Genomic DNA, 17,345 nt, shown 5'->3' on the forward strand with positions numbered 1-17,345 from the left:
CTATTCTTGCTGCGCGATGTCGACAACAACTGCCCTGCCGGAACTCCGTAAACGCATAGCTGACCTCCTCCCGCGGGATGAGCGGCGCCTCGGGCGCCGTCTGGAGGGGACCCGGCGCATCAAGGACGAGGACGCTCGGGCCGCGGCGCTCGGTGAGATCCTGGCCGAGGTCGACCAGGCGGAGGCCCGTCTCGCCGCGCGTGTGGCCACCGTGCCTCCCATCAGCTATCCCCAGTCGCTGCCGGTCAGCCAGCGCAAGGACGACATCCTGGCCGCCATCCGCGACCATCAGGTGGTCGTCGTGGCTGGTGAGACGGGGTCGGGCAAGACGACGCAGATTCCGAAGATCTGCATCGAGCTCGGGCGCGGCGTCCGCGGGCAGATCGGGCACACCCAGCCGCGGCGGATCGCGGCGCGCACCGTCGCCGAGCGCATCGCCGAAGAGGTCGGGCGCCCGTTGGGCACGACCGTCGGCTACAAGGTGCGCTTCACCGACCAGGTCTCCGACGACACCATGGTCAAGGTGATGACGGACGGCATCCTGCTGGCCGAGATCCAGAACGACCGCAACCTCTACCGGTACGACACGCTGATCATCGACGAGGCCCACGAGCGCAGCCTCAACATCGACTTCATCCTGGGCTACCTGCGCGAGCTGCTGCCCCGGCGGCCCGAGCTGAAGCTGATCATCACGTCGGCCACCATCGAGACGCAGCGGTTCGCCGAGCACTTCGCCGACCGGGACGGCAAGCCGGCCCCGGTGATCGAGGTTTCCGGCCGTACGTTCCCGGTCGAGACCCGCTACCGGCCCCTGGTCGCCATGACGGAAGATGACACCGAAGAGCCGATGGACCAGGTCGACGGCATCGCCGACGCGGTCGACGAGCTGGGTCGCGAGGGTGACGGCGACATCCTGGTCTTCCTCTCCGGCGAGCGCGAGATCCGCGACACCGCCGACGCGCTGGGCAAACGCAACCTGCGCAACACCGACATCGTGCCGCTGTACGGCCGGCTGTCGGCGGCCGAGCAGCACAAGGTCTTCGAGCGGCACTCGCAGCGCCGGGTCGTGCTGGCCACCAACGTCGCCGAGACGTCGCTGACCGTGCCGGGCATCCGCTACGTCATCGACCCCGGCACCGCGCGCATCAGCCGCTACTCGCACCGCCTCAAGGTGCAGCGCCTGCCGATCGAGGCGGTGTCGCAGGCCAGCGCCAACCAGCGCAAGGGTCGCTGCGGCCGGGTCGCCGACGGCATCTGCATCCGGTTGTACTCCGAGGAGGACTTCGAGGCGCGGCCCGAGTTCACCGAGCCCGAGATCCTGCGGACCAACCTGGCCAGCGTCATCCTGCAGATGACCAACCTGGGCCTGGGCGACCTGGCCAAGTTCCCGTTCATCGATCCGCCCGACCGCCGCAACATCACCGACGGCGTGAAGCTGCTGGAGGAGCTGGGCGCGCTCGACGACCGCAAGCTCACCCCGCTCGGCCGTCAGCTCGCGCAGCTGCCGGTCGACCCGCGGCTGGCCCGCATGGTGATCGAGGCCGACCGGCAGGAGTGCCTGGCCGAGGTCATGGTGATCGCGGCCGCGCTGTCCATCCAGGACCCGCGCGAGCGCCCCACCGAGAAGCAGCAGCAGGCCGACGAGAAGCATGCCCGGTTCACCGACAAGGAATCGGACTTCTTCAGCTACCTCAACCTGTGGCGCTACCTGCGCGAGAAGCAGCAGGAGTTGTCCGGCAACCAGTTCCGGCGGCTCTGTCGCAGCGAATTCCTCAACTACCTTCGCGTACGCGAGTGGCAGGACATCTACGCGCAGCTGCGCCAGGTGGCCCGTACGCTCGGACTGTCGCTCGTGGAGGACCGCGAGGAAGTCGCCGAGGGGCAGCACGTGCACACCGCCCTGCTGTCCGGCCTGCTCTCGCACATCGGCCTCAAGGAGGGCGACAAGCGCGAGTACCTGGGCGCCCGCGGCGCGAAGTTCGCCATCTTCCCGGGCTCGGCGCTGTTCAAGAAGCAGCCGCGCTGGGTGATGTCGGCTGAACTGGTCGAGACCAGCCGCCTGTGGGGCCGGGTGAACGCGCGCATCGAGCCCGAGTGGGCCGAGAAACTCGCCCCGCACCTGGTGAAACACTCCTACAGCGAGCCGCACTGGGAAAAGAAGCAGGGCGCCGTCATGGCGTACGAGAAGGTGACCCTGTACGGGTTGCCCATCGTCCCGCGGCGCAAGGTCGGCTACTCCAAGGTCGACCCGGTGGTGTCGCGCGAGCTGTTCATCCGGCACGCGCTGGTCGAGGGCGACTGGGACACCCACCACAAGTTCTTCGCCGAGAACGCGAAGCTGCTGGCCCGGATCGAGGAGATCGAGAACCGGGCCCGGCGCCGCGACATCGCGGTCGACGACGAGACCGTGTACGCCCTGTACGACGCCCGCATCCCGGCCGACGTGGTCTCGGCGCGGCACTTCGACTCGTGGTGGAAGAAGGCCCGGCGCGACGATCCGGAGCTGCTGACGTTCACCCGCGAGATGCTCGTGAACGCCGGCCGCGACGGGGTCGACCCCAACGCGTACCCGGACGCCTGGCTCGCCAACGGGGTGCGGCTGCCGCTGACGTACGAGTTCGAGCCGAACACGAAGGCCGACGGCGTCACCGTCGAGGTGCCGATCGCGCTGCTCAACAAGCTCGACCCGGACGACTTCGGCTGGTCGGTGCCCGGGTTCCGCCGCGAGGTCGTGATCGCGCTGATCCGGGCCCTGCCCAAGGCGCTGCGCACCAACTTCGTCCCCGTGCCGGACTGGGCCGACGCCGTGCTCGACCGGGTGCCGGCGCGACGCGGGCCGCTGCCCGACGCGATCGGCACCGAACTGCGGCGGCTGACCGGGACCATCGTGCCGCGCGACGCCTGGCGCCCCGACGAGGTGCCCGACCATCTGCGCGTCAACTTCCGGGTGGTCGACGAGCAGGGCCAGGTCGCGGGGGAGGGCCGCGACCTCGAGGTGCTGCGGCGCTCGCTGGCACCCAAGGTGCAGCAGACCATCTCGAAGGCGGCCGGCGACATCGAGCGCCGGGGAATCACCACCAACGACTTCGGGATGCTGCCGCGCCGGGTGGCCCAGGTGCGTGGCGGGTACGAGGTCAACGTTTATCCGGCGCTGGTCGACGAGGGCGACAGCGTGGCCGTCAAGGTCTTCGAGACCGAGGCCGAGCAGCGTACAGCCATGATCGCGGGAACCCGCAAGCTGCTGCTGCTGACGTTGCCGCCGGCCGCGCGCTACCTGCAGGGGCGGCTCGACAACCAGGCCAAGCTCGAGCTGACCCGGGGCAACCCGTACCGCTCGATCGCCGAACTGCTGGACGACTGTGCCGGGGCGGCCGTCGACCGGCTGGTGGCCGACGCGGGCGGGCCGGTCTGGTCGTCGATCGAGTTCGCCTCGCTGCGCGACGCCGTACGCCAGGATCTCGTCGACGCCGTGGCCAATGTGGTCACCCAGGTGCGGCAGGTGCTCTCGACGGCGTACGACATCGAGCAGCGCCTGAAGTCGCAGCGGAACCCGACGCTGCTGCCCGCCCTGGCCGACATCCGCCAGCAGCTCAAGGGCCTCGTGCACGCCGGCTTCGTGACCGAGACCGGCTGGCGCCAGCTGCACCACCTGCCGCGCTACCTGCGCGGCATGGTCTACCGACTCGACCGCCTCGGTGGCAACCTGGCCCGCGACCGCCAGCTGACGGCCCAGATCCACGAGATCGAGTCGGAGTACCGCGAGCTGCGCGGGCTCGGCGCACCCGAGGAGGGGCTGCGGGAGATCCGCTGGATGATCGAGGAATTGCGGATCAATTTCTTCGCCCAATCGCTCGGTACCGCCTATCCGATATCGGACAAACGGATCTTCAAGGCGATGGACCAGCTCCCGGTGTAGCGCGCTCGTTGGCGCTCGGGTGCCGTTCGGTTACCCCCCTGTCATGGGTGCCCGGCAGGCCCTAGCGTTCTGGCCATGACGAACGAATTCCTGGCCTTCGCCCCGATTTCCGCGCTCGTTCCGGCCTCTCCGGCGACCGGCCTGCTCGACGAAATGATGGCGCGGGTCGGGGTCGACGGCATCGTCGCCGCCCTCGCCGACCCGGGCCTGCTGGCTCTGGTCGACCAGCACGCCGCCGCCGTGCGGGACGCCCTCGAGTCGGCCGGCCGCGACGGCGACGCCGACGGTCTGGCCGGGTACGCCCGCGCGATCGTCGCCGGCGCCCGGCGGATGAGCCGCGGCCTGCCCGACCCGGGTTTCGCGCCGACCGCTCCGGCCGACTGGAAGGCCGCCGACTGGCACCTGCTGCGCCTGGTTGCGATCTGCATGATCGCCGAGGAGAACGGGGTTCTCTGACCTTCCCCGGGGCCGCCGGGCGGGCCGTCCACTTTCAGGCTCGCCCGAAACGCCTATAGGGGTGCGTTGCGGCGAAATCGGTCAATACGCCATCTTGTACGTATGAAGCTCGCCCTCGCGCTCGCCGCGATCACCGGCCTCGTCGTCCCTGCGGTGCCCGCGGCCGCCGCTCCGTCCGCCTCCGCTCCGTCCGCCGCCGCTCCGTCCACCGCGCAGCTGGTCGCCCGCTGGACCTTCGACGCCGGCGCCGTCAACGGCCGTGTGGCCGACGCCTCGGGCCGCGGCGGTCCCGCTCTCACCACCCGCACCGCCGACGCGGGCGTTCTCCGCTTCGACACCGCCACCCCGAGCGGCCGCTACGTCTCGTTCCCGACGGCCTGCGCGACCACCGCCACCACGTGCCCGCGCGCGCTGCTGGAGACGGCCAGCGTGGCCAACCTGAACCCCGGCACCCGGAACTTCCGCTGGTCGGCCCGGCTGCTGACGGTCAAGACGCAGATCACGGGCTCGGCCAACGTCATGCAGAAGGGCGTGGCCAACACGACGAGCCAGTGGAAGATGCAGGTCGGCAAGACCAACGGCAAGGCCCAGTGCATCGTCGTCGGCGCCGGCTCGCCGACCGTCTACATCGCCCGCTCGTCGGCCTCGGTCGCCGACGGCACCTGGCACAAGGTCGTGTGCCAGCGCCAGGGCACCGCGCTCCAGGTGTGGATCGACGACAAGCTCAGCGGTCAGGCGACCGTCCCGGCCAACCTGTCCATCAGCAACACGTTGCCGCTGCGCATCGGCGGCCCGAACTTCAACACCAAGACCGACATGTTCCACGGCCGCCTCGACGACGTCTACGCCGAGCTGGGCTGACGGTTACCCGAAGGTGCCCTGAGCTCGGAAAAGTGCGTTCTTCCGAGCCCAGGGCGCGGCTCGTACGGTGATCGGCATGGCTGTTTCCCTGATCAACCCGCCCGGCCTGCCGAAGATCGACGTCTACCGGCAGGTGTCGATCGCGACCGGCACCAGGCTCATCCACGTCGCCGGCCAGGTCGCCTGGGACTCCGGCGACTTCGCCACTCAGGTCGAGCAGAGCTACCTGAACGTGGCCACCGCGCTCGAGGCTGCCGGCGCCACGTTCGCCGACGTCGTGAAGCTGACCGTGCACGTCGTCGACTGGAAGCCCGACCGCATGCCCGAGCTGCTGGACGGCATCGCCCGCGCCTCGGCCCGGCTGGGCGTGACCATTGAGGCTCCGGCCTCGCTGTTCGGCATCGCCGCCCTCGACGTCCCGGAACACCTGGTGGAGGTCGAGGCGACAGCCGTGCTCGAGTAGCTGTACCTCAGGCGCCGGCCTCGAACCGGCGGCGGGCGTCCTTGATCTGCGACAGATAGGTCTGGGTCCAGTCACACATGCCGTCGACCACCTTGCGCAGGGCCTGGCCGGCCTCGGTGAGGGTGTATTCGACGCTGGGCGGGACGGTGGGGTGCACGGTCCGCTCGACCAGGCCGTTCCGTTCGAGCGTGCGCAGATTCTGGGTGAGAACCTTGTGGCTGATGCCGCCGACCTCGCGGCGCAGCTCGTTGAAGCGCATGGTGCGCTGCCCGAGAAACTCGATGATCAGCAGCGACCACTTGGTGGCCACGTCCGAGAAGATCTCGCGGGCCAGCGAGTCGGCCTGGGCCAGGTCGGCCTCGGGCGGCAAAGCGCTGATCTCCTGCCTGGTTCCCATGCCAAGACCCTACTTGCCGTACGGACCGAGGCGCCCGGGCTGTGCCCGGGCGCCTCGGTTCCGATCGGTTCTGTCGCGGCCGTCCGCCTTCGTGTCGGCTTAGCTGCGCTTTCGTGTTGGCGCGGCTGCGCCTCCGTGTTGGCCCAGCTGCGTTTTCGTGTTGGCGCGGCTGCGCCTTCGTGTTGGCCCAGCTGCGTTTTCGTGTTGGCGCGGCTGCGCCTTCGTGTCGGCCTAGCTGCGGCGGAAGGCGTAGGAGCGGCCGCCGCTCGCGCCGGCCGCACGGCCGGCCCGAGCCTGCTCGGAGCGTTGCCGGGCGGCCTGCCGCTCGTCACGGGCGCCGTGATGGGCCGCCCCCGATTTCTTACGGCCGGCGGAGTCCGCGGCACGGGGCAGGGCCGGTGCGAGCTCGCTCACGGCGAGATCATCCGGGTCGATCCGGACGGTGAAACGTTGGCCAGGCATGCAGACCTCCTCTGAGCCCTGCTCAGGACAGGGCGAGGCACGGTGGAGCCGGGGAAAGGTGAGACGTGATGTTCCGGGTGTCGGGCACGGAGGCGGCTCCACGGCGGACAACCCCGCCGGAGCACCCGGAACCGAGCACGGTGAACGGCCTCAACGGCCGGAGCATCAGAAGCGCATGCCGCAACAGTAGGGGCCGGCCCGGAGGCACGCCACCTAATTAAATCCGCGCTGCCCCGGCGTCCAGGATCGCCGTGGCCCGCGGGTAATCCCGCAGCTGGGACCGTACGGAGTCGAGCCCGACCCGCAGGGCCACCGCGGGCACGCCGCGCGCCTGGAGCACGCCGTTCGTCCACTCCACGAAGTCGGTGAAGATCGGCGTCTCGCTCACGTAGAGGGCGGCCGCCAGGAAATCGACGATGTGGGCCATGTCCTCGGCCGTCGAGTCGAGCTGGCGCTGGTTGTACTCGCGCATGGCCGGATACGACTCGGTCAGCCGGCGCATCGCCGCGCCGATCAGCTCGCCGCGGTTGCGTACCACGTACGTGTATTCCTCGTCGCCCAGGAAGGCCGACAGCTGCGGATCCGGGCTGTACGGCGGCCAGTTGCGGGCCAGCCGCTGCACCGCTTCTTCCGCGCCGGCGGCCCACGCGTCGGCCCCCAGGTGCTGGGCGTAGCGCCCGCCGGGACCGAAGCCGCGCCCACCGGCGATGACCGGCACCCCGGCCGCCTTGCAGGCCGTGATCGCCGCGTGCGCGCGCGGCAGCCGCGTCGCGATCATGCAGCTCAGCGCGACCACGTCGGGCCCGGTCTGGTGCAGGTGGGTGATCAGGTGCGGGCCGGGCACGTTGGCGCCCAGGAAGTCGACCCGCCAGCCGTCCAGCCGCAGCATCTCAGCCAGCAGGCGGGTGGGCAGCGCGTGCCATTCCCCGTCGACGCAGGCGATGGTCACCCGGCCCCGCGTCGGCCGGACGTTCGTCCGGGCCGCCACCGCGGCCACCGCGCGCTCGCTGATCGCCGTCGCCGCGTGCTCCCGGGCGACCGACCACTCGTTGGCCGCCCACAACTCACCCACCCGGGCCTGCGTGCTGGCGATCAGGTCGATCAGGATGCGCTGCGGCGCCACCCCACCGTCCAGCAGCTCGCCGACCATCTCGACCGCGCCGTACTCGTCGCCCTCGCCCACCAGGCGCAGGAACTCGTCGGCCAGCCCCGGCTCGTCGATCGACCGCCGCGCGACGACGCTCACGAGCGCTGCCGGACGCGCCGGTCGCCGCGCCGCGCGTCGATGGCGAACGGCGACTGGTGGCGGTCGCCGTTGCGCAGGCTCAGCGGGGCGCGGGTCGGGGCGCGGACGGCCAGCATGGCGATGTCGTCGCGGGTGCCGCCGTGCACCCAGTCGCTGACGAGCTGGCGTACCCGCTCGACAGTGACCACCCCGGGCAGCCCGCGGCACTCGGCCAGCGCGTCGTGCAGCCGGGCCTCGCCGAACTGCTCGTCGCCGCTCGGGCCGCCGCGGGCCTCGGTGAGGCCGTCGCTGTAGAGCAGGCACAACTCGCCGGGGGCCAGCTCGACCTCGGCCGGCCGCACCACCGTGCGGGGCACGGCCCCGATCAGCGTGCCGCTGGTGGGAACCTGTTCGACCGTGCCGTCGGCCCGCAGCACCAGCGGCGGCGGATGGCCGCCGGTGGCCAGGTTGAGCCGCACCCGGCCGTGATCGGCGCGGCTGACCGAGCCGACCACCATCGTGACGAAGCGATGCCGGCGGCCCGATTCGAGCAGGGCCTTGTTGAGCACGTGCAGCATCTCGTCGGGCGCCGCGCCGACCAGCCGCAGCGCGCGCAGGGTCTGGCGCACCTTGCCGGTGAGCACTGCCGCCTCGGGCCCCTTGCCGCACACGTCGCCCAGGGCGATCACGGTGTCGGCGCTGGTGTCGGTCGGCCCGAACACGTCGTAGAAGTCGCCGCCGATGTGCATCGCCTCGCGGGCGGCCTGGTAGGAACCGACCAGTTCGATGCCGTCGGGCTGGGGCAGCTCGGGCGGCAGCAGGTCGGCCTGGAGCACGGCCGTGGTGTCGACCTGCTCGCGGTAGAGCCCGGCGGCCGAGATGGCCGCGCCGGCCCGGGCCGCGAAGATGCGGGCGAGAATCTCGTCCTCCGGGCTGAACTCGGCGTCGTCGCCGCGGCGGGCCAGGATCAGCGCCCCGGCCGGCTCGGCGTTGCCCGGCAGGGGAGTGACCAGCAGCGCCCCGATCGGGCCGAAGCCGGCGGGCAGCAGCCACTCGGGCGCCTGGGACGCGTCGAGCCACTTGCTGGGGATGGGTGGGAAGCCGCCGAGCGCCTCGACCAGGCCGGGCACCTCGGCCAGGGACGGCTCGCGGAGCTGGCCCTCCACGGGCGTCTCGCCGGCCACCACCCGCACCCAGTGGGCTTGGCGGCGGTTGACCGGCAGCACCACGACGGCCGCGTCGGCCAGGTGGGCCACGGCCAGCTCGGCCGTGATGCGGGTGCAGCGACCCTGGTGCAGCGAGGAGGAGAGACGGCGACCGGCCTCAGCCAGGAACGCCGTGCGGGCCCGCTCGGCGCGCAACGCGTCGGCGCGGGCCACCTCGTCGGTGCGGTCGCGCAGATACCACCCGTAGTGGTGGTCGCCCAGCCGGCGACGCTGACCCTGCAGGTGGCGGCCGTCGTAGAAGTCGGTGAAGGTGTCGTCGCCGGCGGCCAGCGCGCCGGCCAGCCCGGGGAGCAGCCCGTCGACCGCGGTGACGCCCGCGGACAAACCGGGCACCAGCGTCTGAGCCGCGGAGTTGACCATCAGGATGGTGTCGTCGGCCGCGCGGCACAGCACGACCGCCTCACTGGCGGCGTCGAGTGCGGCACGGAGCAGCGTTGCCAGCTGTTCGCCGGTGGACACCGGCGCTGTCATCGGCGATGGCGCTGTCATTGGTGCCTCCCGTCTTCTCCCCGCCTGACACGATCTTCTATCCCTCAGACTACGGGCTCACGGGCCGGGCGGCCGTGCCCAGGTGGTTGATCAGGCCGGGGCGGCGCTCAGATCCACCACGATCGGGGCGTGGTCGCTGGGGCCCTTTCCCTTGCGCGCCTCGCGGTCCACCACCGCGTCTGCGACCCGGTCGGCCACCGATGGGGTGGCATAGACGAGATCGATCCGCATCCCCTTGTTCTGGTGGAACATGCCGGCGCGGTAATCCCAATAGGTGAAGGGATGGTCCCCCTTCATGGGACGGGCCACGATGTCGCGCAGCCCCACCGCGCGGATCTCGGCCAGCGCGTCACGCTCGGGCGCGGTCACATGGGTCGAGCCGGCGAACACGCTCGGATCCCACACGTCGTCGTCGGTGGGCGCGACGTTGAAGTCACCGGCGACCACCAGCGGCCCCGTGCCGGCCTCGGCCGCGAGCACCGTGCGCAGGGCGGCCAGCCAGGACAGCTTGTAGGCGTAGTGCGGGTCCTCCGGCGTACGCCCGTTGGGCACGTAGATCGAATAGAAGCGGATCCCGTCGCACCGGGCGCTGATCGCGCGCGCTTCCGGCTCGGGATATCCCGGCTCCCCGTCGAATCCGTGGCGTACGTCCTCAAGCCCGACCCGGGACAGCAGGGCGACGCCGTTCCAGCGTCCCTGGCCGTACGCCGCGGTGTCGTAGCCCAGCTCGCGCACCTCGTCCGAGGGGAAGCCGTCGGCCGCGACCTTGGTCTCCTGAAGGCACACCACGTCCGGCTTGGTGCTGTCCAGCCACTCCAGCAGGCGTGGCAGCCGGGCCTTGACCGAGTTGACGTTCCACGTAGCGAAGCGCATCCACCCACCCTGCTACATCAGCGCCCGAACCGCTTCTTCCGCCGCGGCGAGTCACGCAGCGCCGGGCATCCGGCAGGCGTCAGGGCCGCCCGTCGGGCGTCAGGGACGGCGGGTGAATCGCGTGGCGGCGAGAAGCGCGACGGTCAGGCCTCCCGTGAGAACGAGAAGCACCGCGACCATCCAGACCACAGCTCCCTCGGAGCCCACCAGCGCCGCCATGCCGTCTCCCTTCCGCCATCCAACATAAGCCGAATGTGATCCGCGTTACCAGCGAACCCGGCCAGCGAATAATGCCCGACTTCTGACCGCGATGCCAGTTGGCAGCCGCGGGTTGTTCAGCATGCGAGCACCCGGCCTGCCCGTTCCCGACCGGCCGCCCGAAAAGCGATCTTTTCACCGCGCCGGGCCATCCCGAGCCCCCACCCGCCCAGAGGGGATAGGAAAGGGAGACTATCGCCTGTCAAGCGGGCGCAGCCGGTTGTCCACAGATCAGTCGTGGTCGTGGCCGGCGAGGGCGGCGGCGTTCGCCGCATGCCAGTGACGCGCGAACTCCGCCGGGGGCACGGCGGGGCCCCACAGCCAGCCCTGGCCCCGGGTCACGCCCACTGCGGCCAGGGCGTCGCGCTGCACCCGGGTCTCGACGCCCTCGGCGATCACGCTCAGGCGCAGCGCGTGGCACAGGGCCACGATGGCCCGGACGATCTCGTCGTCCTCGGGGTTGCTGCCCAGGCCGGTGACGAAGGAACGGTCGATCTTGATGCCGGTGACCGGGAAGCGGCGCAGGTAGCCCAGGGCCGAGAAGCCGGTGCCGAAGTCGTCGATGAGCACCTGACAGCCCAGTTCGCGCAGCTCGAACAGCACCCGGCCGGCCACGCCGGTCGAGTCGACCAGCACCGTCTCGGTCATCTCGACCGCCACGCTGTGCGGAGGCACCCCGTACGCCTGCATCTCGGCCGCCAGCACCAGCGGCAGGTTCGGGTCTAGCAGCTGGCGGCCGGACACGTTGACCGAGACGTAGAACGCGTCGCCGACCGTGCCGTCGGCGCGCCATTCGCCCAGTTGGCGCAGCGACTCCTGGCGGACCCGGTCGCCGATCAGCCCGGCGTCCTCGGCGATGGGGATGAACAGGGCCGGGCTGATCGGTCCGCGCACCGGGTGGTTCCAGCGGACCAGGGCCTCGGCGCCGGCCGGCACCCCGGGCATCAGGTCGACGATCGGCTGATAGGCCACGGTGAGCTCGTCGCGGCCGAGCGCCTTGCGCAGCTCGACCTCGAGTTCGATCCGTTCCCGCACCTGGTCGTGCATGACCGCGTCGAAGATCGTGCAGGTGCCGGGGCCCTCGGCCTTGGCCCGGTACATCGCGGTGTCGGCCTCGCGCGTCAGGGACTCGGCCGAGGCGGCCGGGGTCGAGGCGGAGGCCAGGCCCATGGAACAGGTGATGGTCAGCTCGGTGCCGCGCACCGGGAACGTACGGGAGAAGCAGTTCCGGACGACGTCGACCAGCGCGTCCGCGTCGGCCCGGTCACCCGCCACGGCCAGCATGAACTCGTCGCCGCCGAGCGCGCCGACGGGAACCGCGGCCGGGAGGGCCGCGCGCAGCCGCCGGCCCACCTCGATGACCAGCTGGTCGCCGGTGTCATGACCCCAGCCGTCGTTCACCATCTTGAAGCCGTCCAGGTCGAGCAGCAGCACCCAGACCTGGCCGCGGCCGCGCGACAGCATCCGCGTGATCTTCTCGCCCATTTCGCGGCGGTTGGGCAGGCCGGTCAGCGCGTCGTGCATGGCCTGATGCTCGGCGCGCAGCTGGGCCGCGGCCTGGGAGCGTACGGCGCCGATCGCCCGCACCAGCAGCAGCGCCACGATCACCAGGCCGGCCACCGCGATCGTGGCCCGCTCGCTCGGGCTGTCCAGCACTGTCAGCAGCACGAACGGGCTGGCCAGAGCGGGTGCGAGCACGGCTATGCGACGCGCGGACCAGGCCTGTACGGGTGGGCGGGCGGCCCGCCCGAACCGGGTCACCGAGGGATGCAGAGCGGTCACGCCGATGAGCACGAAACCCAGCAGGAACGGGGCGTCGAACAGCGGGGAGGCGTACGTGATGCCGTTGGCGCCGACTATCGCGTACGCCGTGTCCCCGACGAACATCGAGGCCATCGCGCACATCAGGGCGACCAGACTGGCGGGCCAGGTGGTGGCGGTGAAGGTCAGGTTGATGAGCAGCATCAGCACGACCACGTCGAACAGCGGATAGAGCCCGGCCACGAACGACACCGGCTCGGGCCGGTCCGAGATCTCGGCCGCCGGCGCGGCCAGCAACAGGCCGACGACGAGCGCGCCGGCCACGCAGACGATCAGTGTGTCGAGCACCGCATGCCGGTCGAGGCTCTGCCGCAGCCGCACCATGGTGAGGAGGAAGGCGCAGAGCATGCCGTAGCTGCTGATGGTCGCGCAGTCGGCCAGCAGCGGCCACAGCCCCGGCAGATTTTCCACCGCCGGGCGCAGCAGCACCCCGGCCAGGCAGCCGAGCACCGCCCCGCCGAGCAGCAGCCAGGCGCCGGGCGGTTCCGCTCCGTGCCGGCGGGGACCGGCGAAGCAGGCCCACACCGAGCCCGCCGCGACCGTCAGCATGCAGGCAGCGTTGACCGCCGGCGACACGTTCACGGTGTAGACGACGGTCGCCAGCACACCCAGCGACGCGAACAGCCGCCAGTTCCTGGTCATCCTTCTTCGTTTCGGACGTTTCCGCCCGGGGCTGAGAGCCGCCGCCAGTTGGCTAACGGGCGAGCGCCGTTCCCGTGCGGCGCAGCGCGGGTGGGGTGCGCTGGGCCGGGATGCTGCCGCCGTGGGCGAAGAGCGTGGGGCCGGCCGCCCGGCGCAGCACGGTGCGGGCCACCGAGCCGAGCAGGCCCGCGGCGTGCGTGCCGCGCGGCCCGAGCACGGTCACCCGGGCGCGGCCCGAGGCCCGTACGAGAGTGGCCGCCGGCGATCCGGTGAGCAGCCGGGTCTGGTAGTCGACCAGTTCGGGCACGGCCTCGACCGCCCGGGCGAGCACGTCGCGGCCCGCTGCCTCGGCCGCCGGGCCGGGTTCCTCGACGACATGGGCGACGATCACGCCGACGTTGCGGCGGGCGCCCTCCTCGGCCGCCTGGCGCAGGGCCAGCAGCGAGGAGTGCGAGCCGTCGACCGCGGCCAGGATCGGCCCGGCCTGCGGCCGCGGGCCGCGCGCGACCAGCACCGGGCACCAGGCCCGGGCGACCGTCTGCACCAGCACCGAGCCGGACGGCAGCCAGGGCAGGGTGGCCAGGTCGTCGTCGCCGAGCACGAGAAGCTCAGCAGTGCGGCTCAGGCGCAGCAGCACCCGATCGGCCAGCCCGTCGACGAGTTGGCCCTGCACCCGGACGCCGGGTGTGGAACGCTGGGCAGTGGCGACGGCCGCGTCGACCACCTGAGATGCGGCCCGCCGGGCCCGGTCGTAGTCTTGATCGAGGCGGGGGTGCGACCAGGCGAAAGCGTGCACTATCCGGAGTTCCCGGCCGCGCGACACGGCCTCCCGGGCGGCCAGCCGCACGGCGGCCAGACCCGCGGAGGTGCCGGTGACCCCCACCACCACAGGACTCGGACTCGGATTCGGCATCGGGTCGCACCTCCGCGTTCGACTACAACCATTATCTATACAAGAGCGCCACTCTTCGTGATCAATCCCTCAGCAGGGATCCGCCTGATGACCCATTCAGGTTGAGGGTTTACGGTGAACTACAAAATTTGTGGGACATCTGCCGGTGAAGTGAGGGAAATACATGACGGATGTCAAGCTCGACCACCCTGGTGGCCAGCTGTCGATGCCGGTACGCGAGGCGGTCGAGGGCCCGGGCGGCATCGACGTCAGCGCCCTCCTCAAGGAGACCGGCTTCGTCACCCTCGACCAGGGTTTTGTGAACACTGCTTCGACCACGTCGACGATCACCTACATCGATGGTGACGCCGGCATTCTCCGCTACCGCGGTTACCCGATCGAGCAGCTGGCCGAGCGGTCGTCGTTCCTCGAGGTCTCCTACCTCCTGATGCACGACGAGCTGCCCACGCCCCAGCAGCTCAAGGATTTCGCCGACAAGATTCGCGTCCACACGCTCCTGCAGGAGGAGATGCGCGCCTTCTTCTCCGGGTTCCCGCGTGACGCGCACCCGATGGCCGTTCTTTCCTCGGCCGTCACCGCGCTGTCGACGTTTTATCAGGACGCGCTCGACCCGCTCGATCCCGAACAGGTCGAGATCTCGGGGATTCGGCTCATGGCGAAGCTTCCGACCATCGCCGCCTACGCGTACAAGAAGTCCATCGGCCACCCGCTGCCGTACCCCGACAACAGTTTCGACTACGTCGAGAACTTCCTGCGGATGACCTTCGGCCTGCCCACGGTTCAGTACGACGTCGACCCCAAGGTCGCGAAGATTCTGGACATGCTGTTCATCCTGCACGCCGACCACGAGCAGAACTGTTCCACGTCGACGGTCCGCCTGGTCGGTTCGGCGCAGGCCAACCTGTTCGCGTCGGTCTCGGCCGGCATCAACGCCCTCTCCGGCCCGCTGCACGGCGGGGCCAACGCGGCCGTGCTCGAGATGCTCGAGCAGATCCGCAAGGACGGCGGCGACGTCAACTCCTTCGTCACGCGAGTGAAGAACAAGGAGAAGGGCGTCAAGCTGATGGGCTTCGGCCACCGGGTCTACAAGAATTACGACCCGCGGGCCGCCATCGTCAAGAAGGCCGCGCAAGAGATGTTCTCGACGCTCGACCGGCCCGACCCGATGCTCGAGCTGGCGTTCCAGCTGGAGGAGATCGCGCTCAGCGACGACTACTTCGTCTCGCGCAAGCTCTACCCGAACGTCGACTTCTACACGGGCCTCATCTACAAGGCGATGGGCTTCCCGACCAAGATGTTCACGGTTCTCTTCGCGCTGGGCCGCCTGCCGGGCTGGATCGCGCAGTGGACCGAGATGATGAACGACCCGGCCAACAAGATCGGCCGGCCGCGGCAGCTCTACACCGGCGCCGCCGAGCGCGAGTTCGTCGCGATCGACAAGCGCTGACCGATCGAAGTAATTGAAGACGCCCCGCCGGAGATCCGGCGGGGCGTTTTCGTAACATCAGCGCATGGAGACGTTGGAGTTTCAAGCCGAGGCCAGGCAGTTGTTGCAGTTGATGGTCCACTCGATCTATTCGAACAAGGACATCTTCCTGCGCGAGCTGATCTCGAACGCCTCGGACGCGCTGGACAAGCTGCGGCTGGCGACCCTGCAGGACGGTCTGGAGGCGGACGCCACCGATCTGCACATCGAGCTCGAGGCCGACGCCGAGGCCCGCACGTTGACCGTGCGTGACAACGGCATCGGCATGACCCGCGAGGAGGTCGTCGAGCTGATCGGCACGATCGCCAAGTCGGGCACGGCCGAGCTGCTCACCAAGCTGAAGGAAGCCAAGGAGAGCCCCGAGCTGATCGGCCAGTTCGGCGTCGGTTTCTACTCGACCTTCATGGTCGCCGACAAGGTCGAGCTGGTGACCCGCAAGGCCGGCACCGAGGGGCACGGCACCCGCTGGGAGTCGACCGGCGAGGGCACCTTCACGATCGACGACGCGCCCGACGCGCCGATCGGCACGACCGTCACCGTCCACCTGCGCCCCAAGGACGAGGAGGACGCGCTCTACGACTACACGGACAGCCCGAAGATCCGCGAGATCGTCAAGAAGTACTCGGACTTCATCTCGTTCCCGATCCGGATGGGCGACGACACGCTCAACTCGATGAAGGCCCTGTGGGCGCGCCCGCGATCCGAGGTGTCCGACGAGGAATACCACGAGTTCTACCGGCACATCAGCCACGACTGGTCCGAGCCGCTCGAGATCATCAACATGCGGGCCGAGGGCACCTTCGAGTACGAGGCCCTGCTGTTCCTGCCGTCCCGGGCCCCGCACGACCTGTTCCAGCGGGACGCCCGCCGCGGCCTCCAGCTCTACGTCAAGCGCGTCTTCATCATGGACGACAGCCGTGAGCTGATCCCCGACTACCTGCGCTTCGTCAAGGGCGTGGTCGACGCGGCCGATCTGTCGCTGAACATCTCGCGCGAGATCCTCCAGCAGGACAGGCACATCCAGATGATCCGCCGGCGGCTGGTCAAGAAGGTGCTGTCGACGATCAAGGACCTGCTGAACAACAATCCCGAGAAGTACGCGACGTTCTGGCGCGAGTTCGGCCGGGCGGTCAAGGAGGGCCTGCTCAACGACTCCGACAACCAGAAGGCGATCCTCGACGTCGCCACCTTCGCCTCCACCGCGGGCAGCGAGCCGACCACGCTCACCGCCTACCTCGAGCGGATGAAGGAGGGCCAGGACGAGATCTACTACCTGACCGGCGACAGCCGTTCCCAGGTCGAGAACTCGCCGCACATGGAGGCGTTCCAGGCCCAGGGGTACGAGGTGCTGATCCTGACCGACCCGGTCGACGAGATCTGGGTCGAGGCCGTGCCTGACTACGACGGCAAGAAGTTCCAGTCCATCGCGCGCGGCTCGGTCGACCTGCCCAAGGACAAGGAGGAGCCGGCGCCCGAGGGCGACTTCGCGCCGCTGCTCACCTATCTCAAGGAGCAGCTGACCGAGCAGGTCAAGGACGTCCGCCTCTCACACCGGCTCACCACCTCGGCCGCCTGCCTGGTCAGCGACACCGACGACATCACGCCGGCGCTGGAGAAGATGTACCGGGCGATGGGTCAGGAGGGCCCGCGGGTCAAGCGGATCCTCGAGCTGAACCCGAATCACCCGCTGGTCGGTGGGCTGCGCTCGGCGCACGAGCAGCGGGCCGACGACGCGGCGCTGCCCGAGACGGCCGAGCTGCTGTACGGCACGGCGCTGCTGGCCGAGGGCGGCGACCTGGAGGACCCGGCCCGCTTCGCCAAGCTCCTCGCGGACCGCCTGGCCCGCACGGTCTGAAG

Annotated in this window: 13 protein-coding genes; 6 read left to right on the forward strand and 7 right to left on the reverse strand. The window is 70.2% G+C overall.

The window, feature by feature from the left end; genetic code table 11:
- Window positions 1-16: 16 nt before the first annotated feature.
- From hrpA to KXC43_RS39010, 4 genes are all read left to right on the forward strand, one after another.
- Complete coding sequence (gene hrpA, locus KXC43_RS38995; RefSeq protein WP_221381264.1) at window positions 17-3,916, forward strand: ATP-dependent RNA helicase HrpA; 3,900 nt, start codon at window positions 17-19, stop codon at window positions 3,914-3,916.
- Window positions 3,917-3,991: 75 nt separating this feature from the next.
- Window positions 3,992-4,372: a DUF6401 family natural product biosynthesis protein gene (locus KXC43_RS39000; RefSeq protein ID WP_221381265.1), complete on the forward strand. Its 381-nt coding sequence runs from the start codon at window positions 3,992-3,994 to the stop codon at window positions 4,370-4,372.
- Window positions 4,373-4,474: 102 nt separating this feature from the next.
- A complete protein-coding gene (locus KXC43_RS39005) occupies window positions 4,475-5,233 on the forward strand; it encodes a laminin G domain-containing protein (RefSeq protein ID WP_221381266.1) in 759 nt (252 codons plus the stop codon).
- Between the two features lie 76 nt (window positions 5,234-5,309).
- Complete coding sequence (locus KXC43_RS39010) at window positions 5,310-5,696, forward strand: RidA family protein (protein ID WP_221381267.1); 387 nt, start codon at window positions 5,310-5,312, stop codon at window positions 5,694-5,696.
- 7 nt (window positions 5,697-5,703) lie between these two features.
- Here KXC43_RS39010 and KXC43_RS39015 read toward each other — a convergent pair whose 3' ends face one another.
- The 7 genes from KXC43_RS39015 to KXC43_RS39045 all read right to left on the reverse strand — a co-directional run bounded on the left by KXC43_RS39015 (window position 5,704) and on the right by KXC43_RS39045 (window position 14,002).
- Entirely contained in the window at window positions 5,704-6,093 is a 390-nt protein-coding gene (locus tag KXC43_RS39015) for a winged helix-turn-helix transcriptional regulator (protein ID WP_221381268.1), read from the reverse strand.
- A 231-nt stretch (window positions 6,094-6,324) separates the two neighbouring features.
- Window positions 6,325-6,555: a hypothetical protein gene (locus KXC43_RS39020; RefSeq protein ID WP_221381269.1), complete on the reverse strand. Its 231-nt coding sequence runs from the start codon at window positions 6,553-6,555 to the stop codon at window positions 6,325-6,327.
- A gap of 217 nt (window positions 6,556-6,772) precedes the next feature.
- Entirely contained in the window at window positions 6,773-7,801 is a 1,029-nt protein-coding gene (locus tag KXC43_RS39025) for a cobalamin B12-binding domain-containing protein (protein ID WP_221381270.1), read from the reverse strand.
- Window positions 7,798-9,495 carry a PP2C family protein-serine/threonine phosphatase gene (locus KXC43_RS39030; protein WP_255645597.1) on the reverse strand — a complete coding sequence of 566 codons (1,698 nt, stop codon included), beginning with the start codon at window positions 9,493-9,495 and terminating at the stop codon, window positions 7,798-7,800. Before KXC43_RS39030 ends, KXC43_RS39025 begins: the two co-directional genes overlap by 4 nt.
- Before the next feature lie 90 nt (window positions 9,496-9,585).
- On the reverse strand, window positions 9,586-10,368 hold the full coding sequence (locus tag KXC43_RS39035; RefSeq protein ID WP_221381271.1) for an exodeoxyribonuclease III: 783 nt from the start codon (window positions 10,366-10,368) through the stop codon (window positions 9,586-9,588).
- Between the two features lie 489 nt (window positions 10,369-10,857).
- Entirely contained in the window at window positions 10,858-13,089 is a 2,232-nt protein-coding gene (locus tag KXC43_RS39040; RefSeq protein WP_221381272.1) for a putative bifunctional diguanylate cyclase/phosphodiesterase, read from the reverse strand.
- Window positions 13,090-13,141: 52 nt separating this feature from the next.
- A complete protein-coding gene (locus tag KXC43_RS39045) occupies window positions 13,142-14,002 on the reverse strand; it encodes a universal stress protein (protein ID WP_221381273.1) in 861 nt (286 codons plus the stop codon).
- Between the two features lie 163 nt (window positions 14,003-14,165).
- Here KXC43_RS39045 and KXC43_RS39050 point away from each other — a divergent pair, with 163 nt between their 5' ends.
- A complete protein-coding gene (locus KXC43_RS39050) occupies window positions 14,166-15,449 on the forward strand; it encodes a citrate synthase (RefSeq protein WP_221381274.1) in 1,284 nt (427 codons plus the stop codon).
- Window positions 15,450-15,513: 64 nt separating this feature from the next.
- Entirely contained in the window at window positions 15,514-17,343 is a 1,830-nt protein-coding gene (htpG, locus tag KXC43_RS39055; protein WP_221381275.1) for a molecular chaperone HtpG, read from the forward strand.
- Window positions 17,344-17,345: the final 2 nt, after the last annotated feature.

This window comes from Paractinoplanes polyasparticus (genome assembly GCF_019710575.1).
Lineage (GTDB): Bacteria > Actinomycetota > Actinomycetes > Mycobacteriales > Micromonosporaceae > Actinoplanes > Actinoplanes polyasparticus.

Coding starts and splice junctions, on each gene's coding strand:
- hrpA (WP_221381264.1), top strand. CDS start 17: ATGTCGACAACAACTGCCCTGCCGGAACTCCGTAAACGCATAGCTGAC.
- KXC43_RS39000 (WP_221381265.1), top strand. CDS start 3,992: ATGACGAACGAATTCCTGGCCTTCGCCCCGATTTCCGCGCTCGTTCCG.
- KXC43_RS39005 (WP_221381266.1), top strand. CDS start 4,475: ATGAAGCTCGCCCTCGCGCTCGCCGCGATCACCGGCCTCGTCGTCCCT.
- KXC43_RS39010 (WP_221381267.1), top strand. CDS start 5,310: ATGGCTGTTTCCCTGATCAACCCGCCCGGCCTGCCGAAGATCGACGTC.
- KXC43_RS39015 (WP_221381268.1), bottom strand. CDS start 6,093: ATGGGAACCAGGCAGGAGATCAGCGCTTTGCCGCCCGAGGCCGACCTG.
- KXC43_RS39020 (WP_221381269.1), bottom strand. CDS start 6,555: ATGCCTGGCCAACGTTTCACCGTCCGGATCGACCCGGATGATCTCGCC.
- KXC43_RS39030 (WP_255645597.1), bottom strand. CDS start 9,495: ATGACAGCGCCATCGCCGATGACAGCGCCGGTGTCCACCGGCGAACAG.
- KXC43_RS39035 (WP_221381271.1), bottom strand. CDS start 10,368: ATGCGCTTCGCTACGTGGAACGTCAACTCGGTCAAGGCCCGGCTGCCA.
- KXC43_RS39040 (WP_221381272.1), bottom strand. CDS start 13,089: ATGACCAGGAACTGGCGGCTGTTCGCGTCGCTGGGTGTGCTGGCGACC.
- KXC43_RS39045 (WP_221381273.1), bottom strand. CDS start 14,002: ATGCCGAATCCGAGTCCGAGTCCTGTGGTGGTGGGGGTCACCGGCACC.
- KXC43_RS39050 (WP_221381274.1), top strand. CDS start 14,166: ATGACGGATGTCAAGCTCGACCACCCTGGTGGCCAGCTGTCGATGCCG.
- htpG (WP_221381275.1), top strand. CDS start 15,514: ATGGAGACGTTGGAGTTTCAAGCCGAGGCCAGGCAGTTGTTGCAGTTG.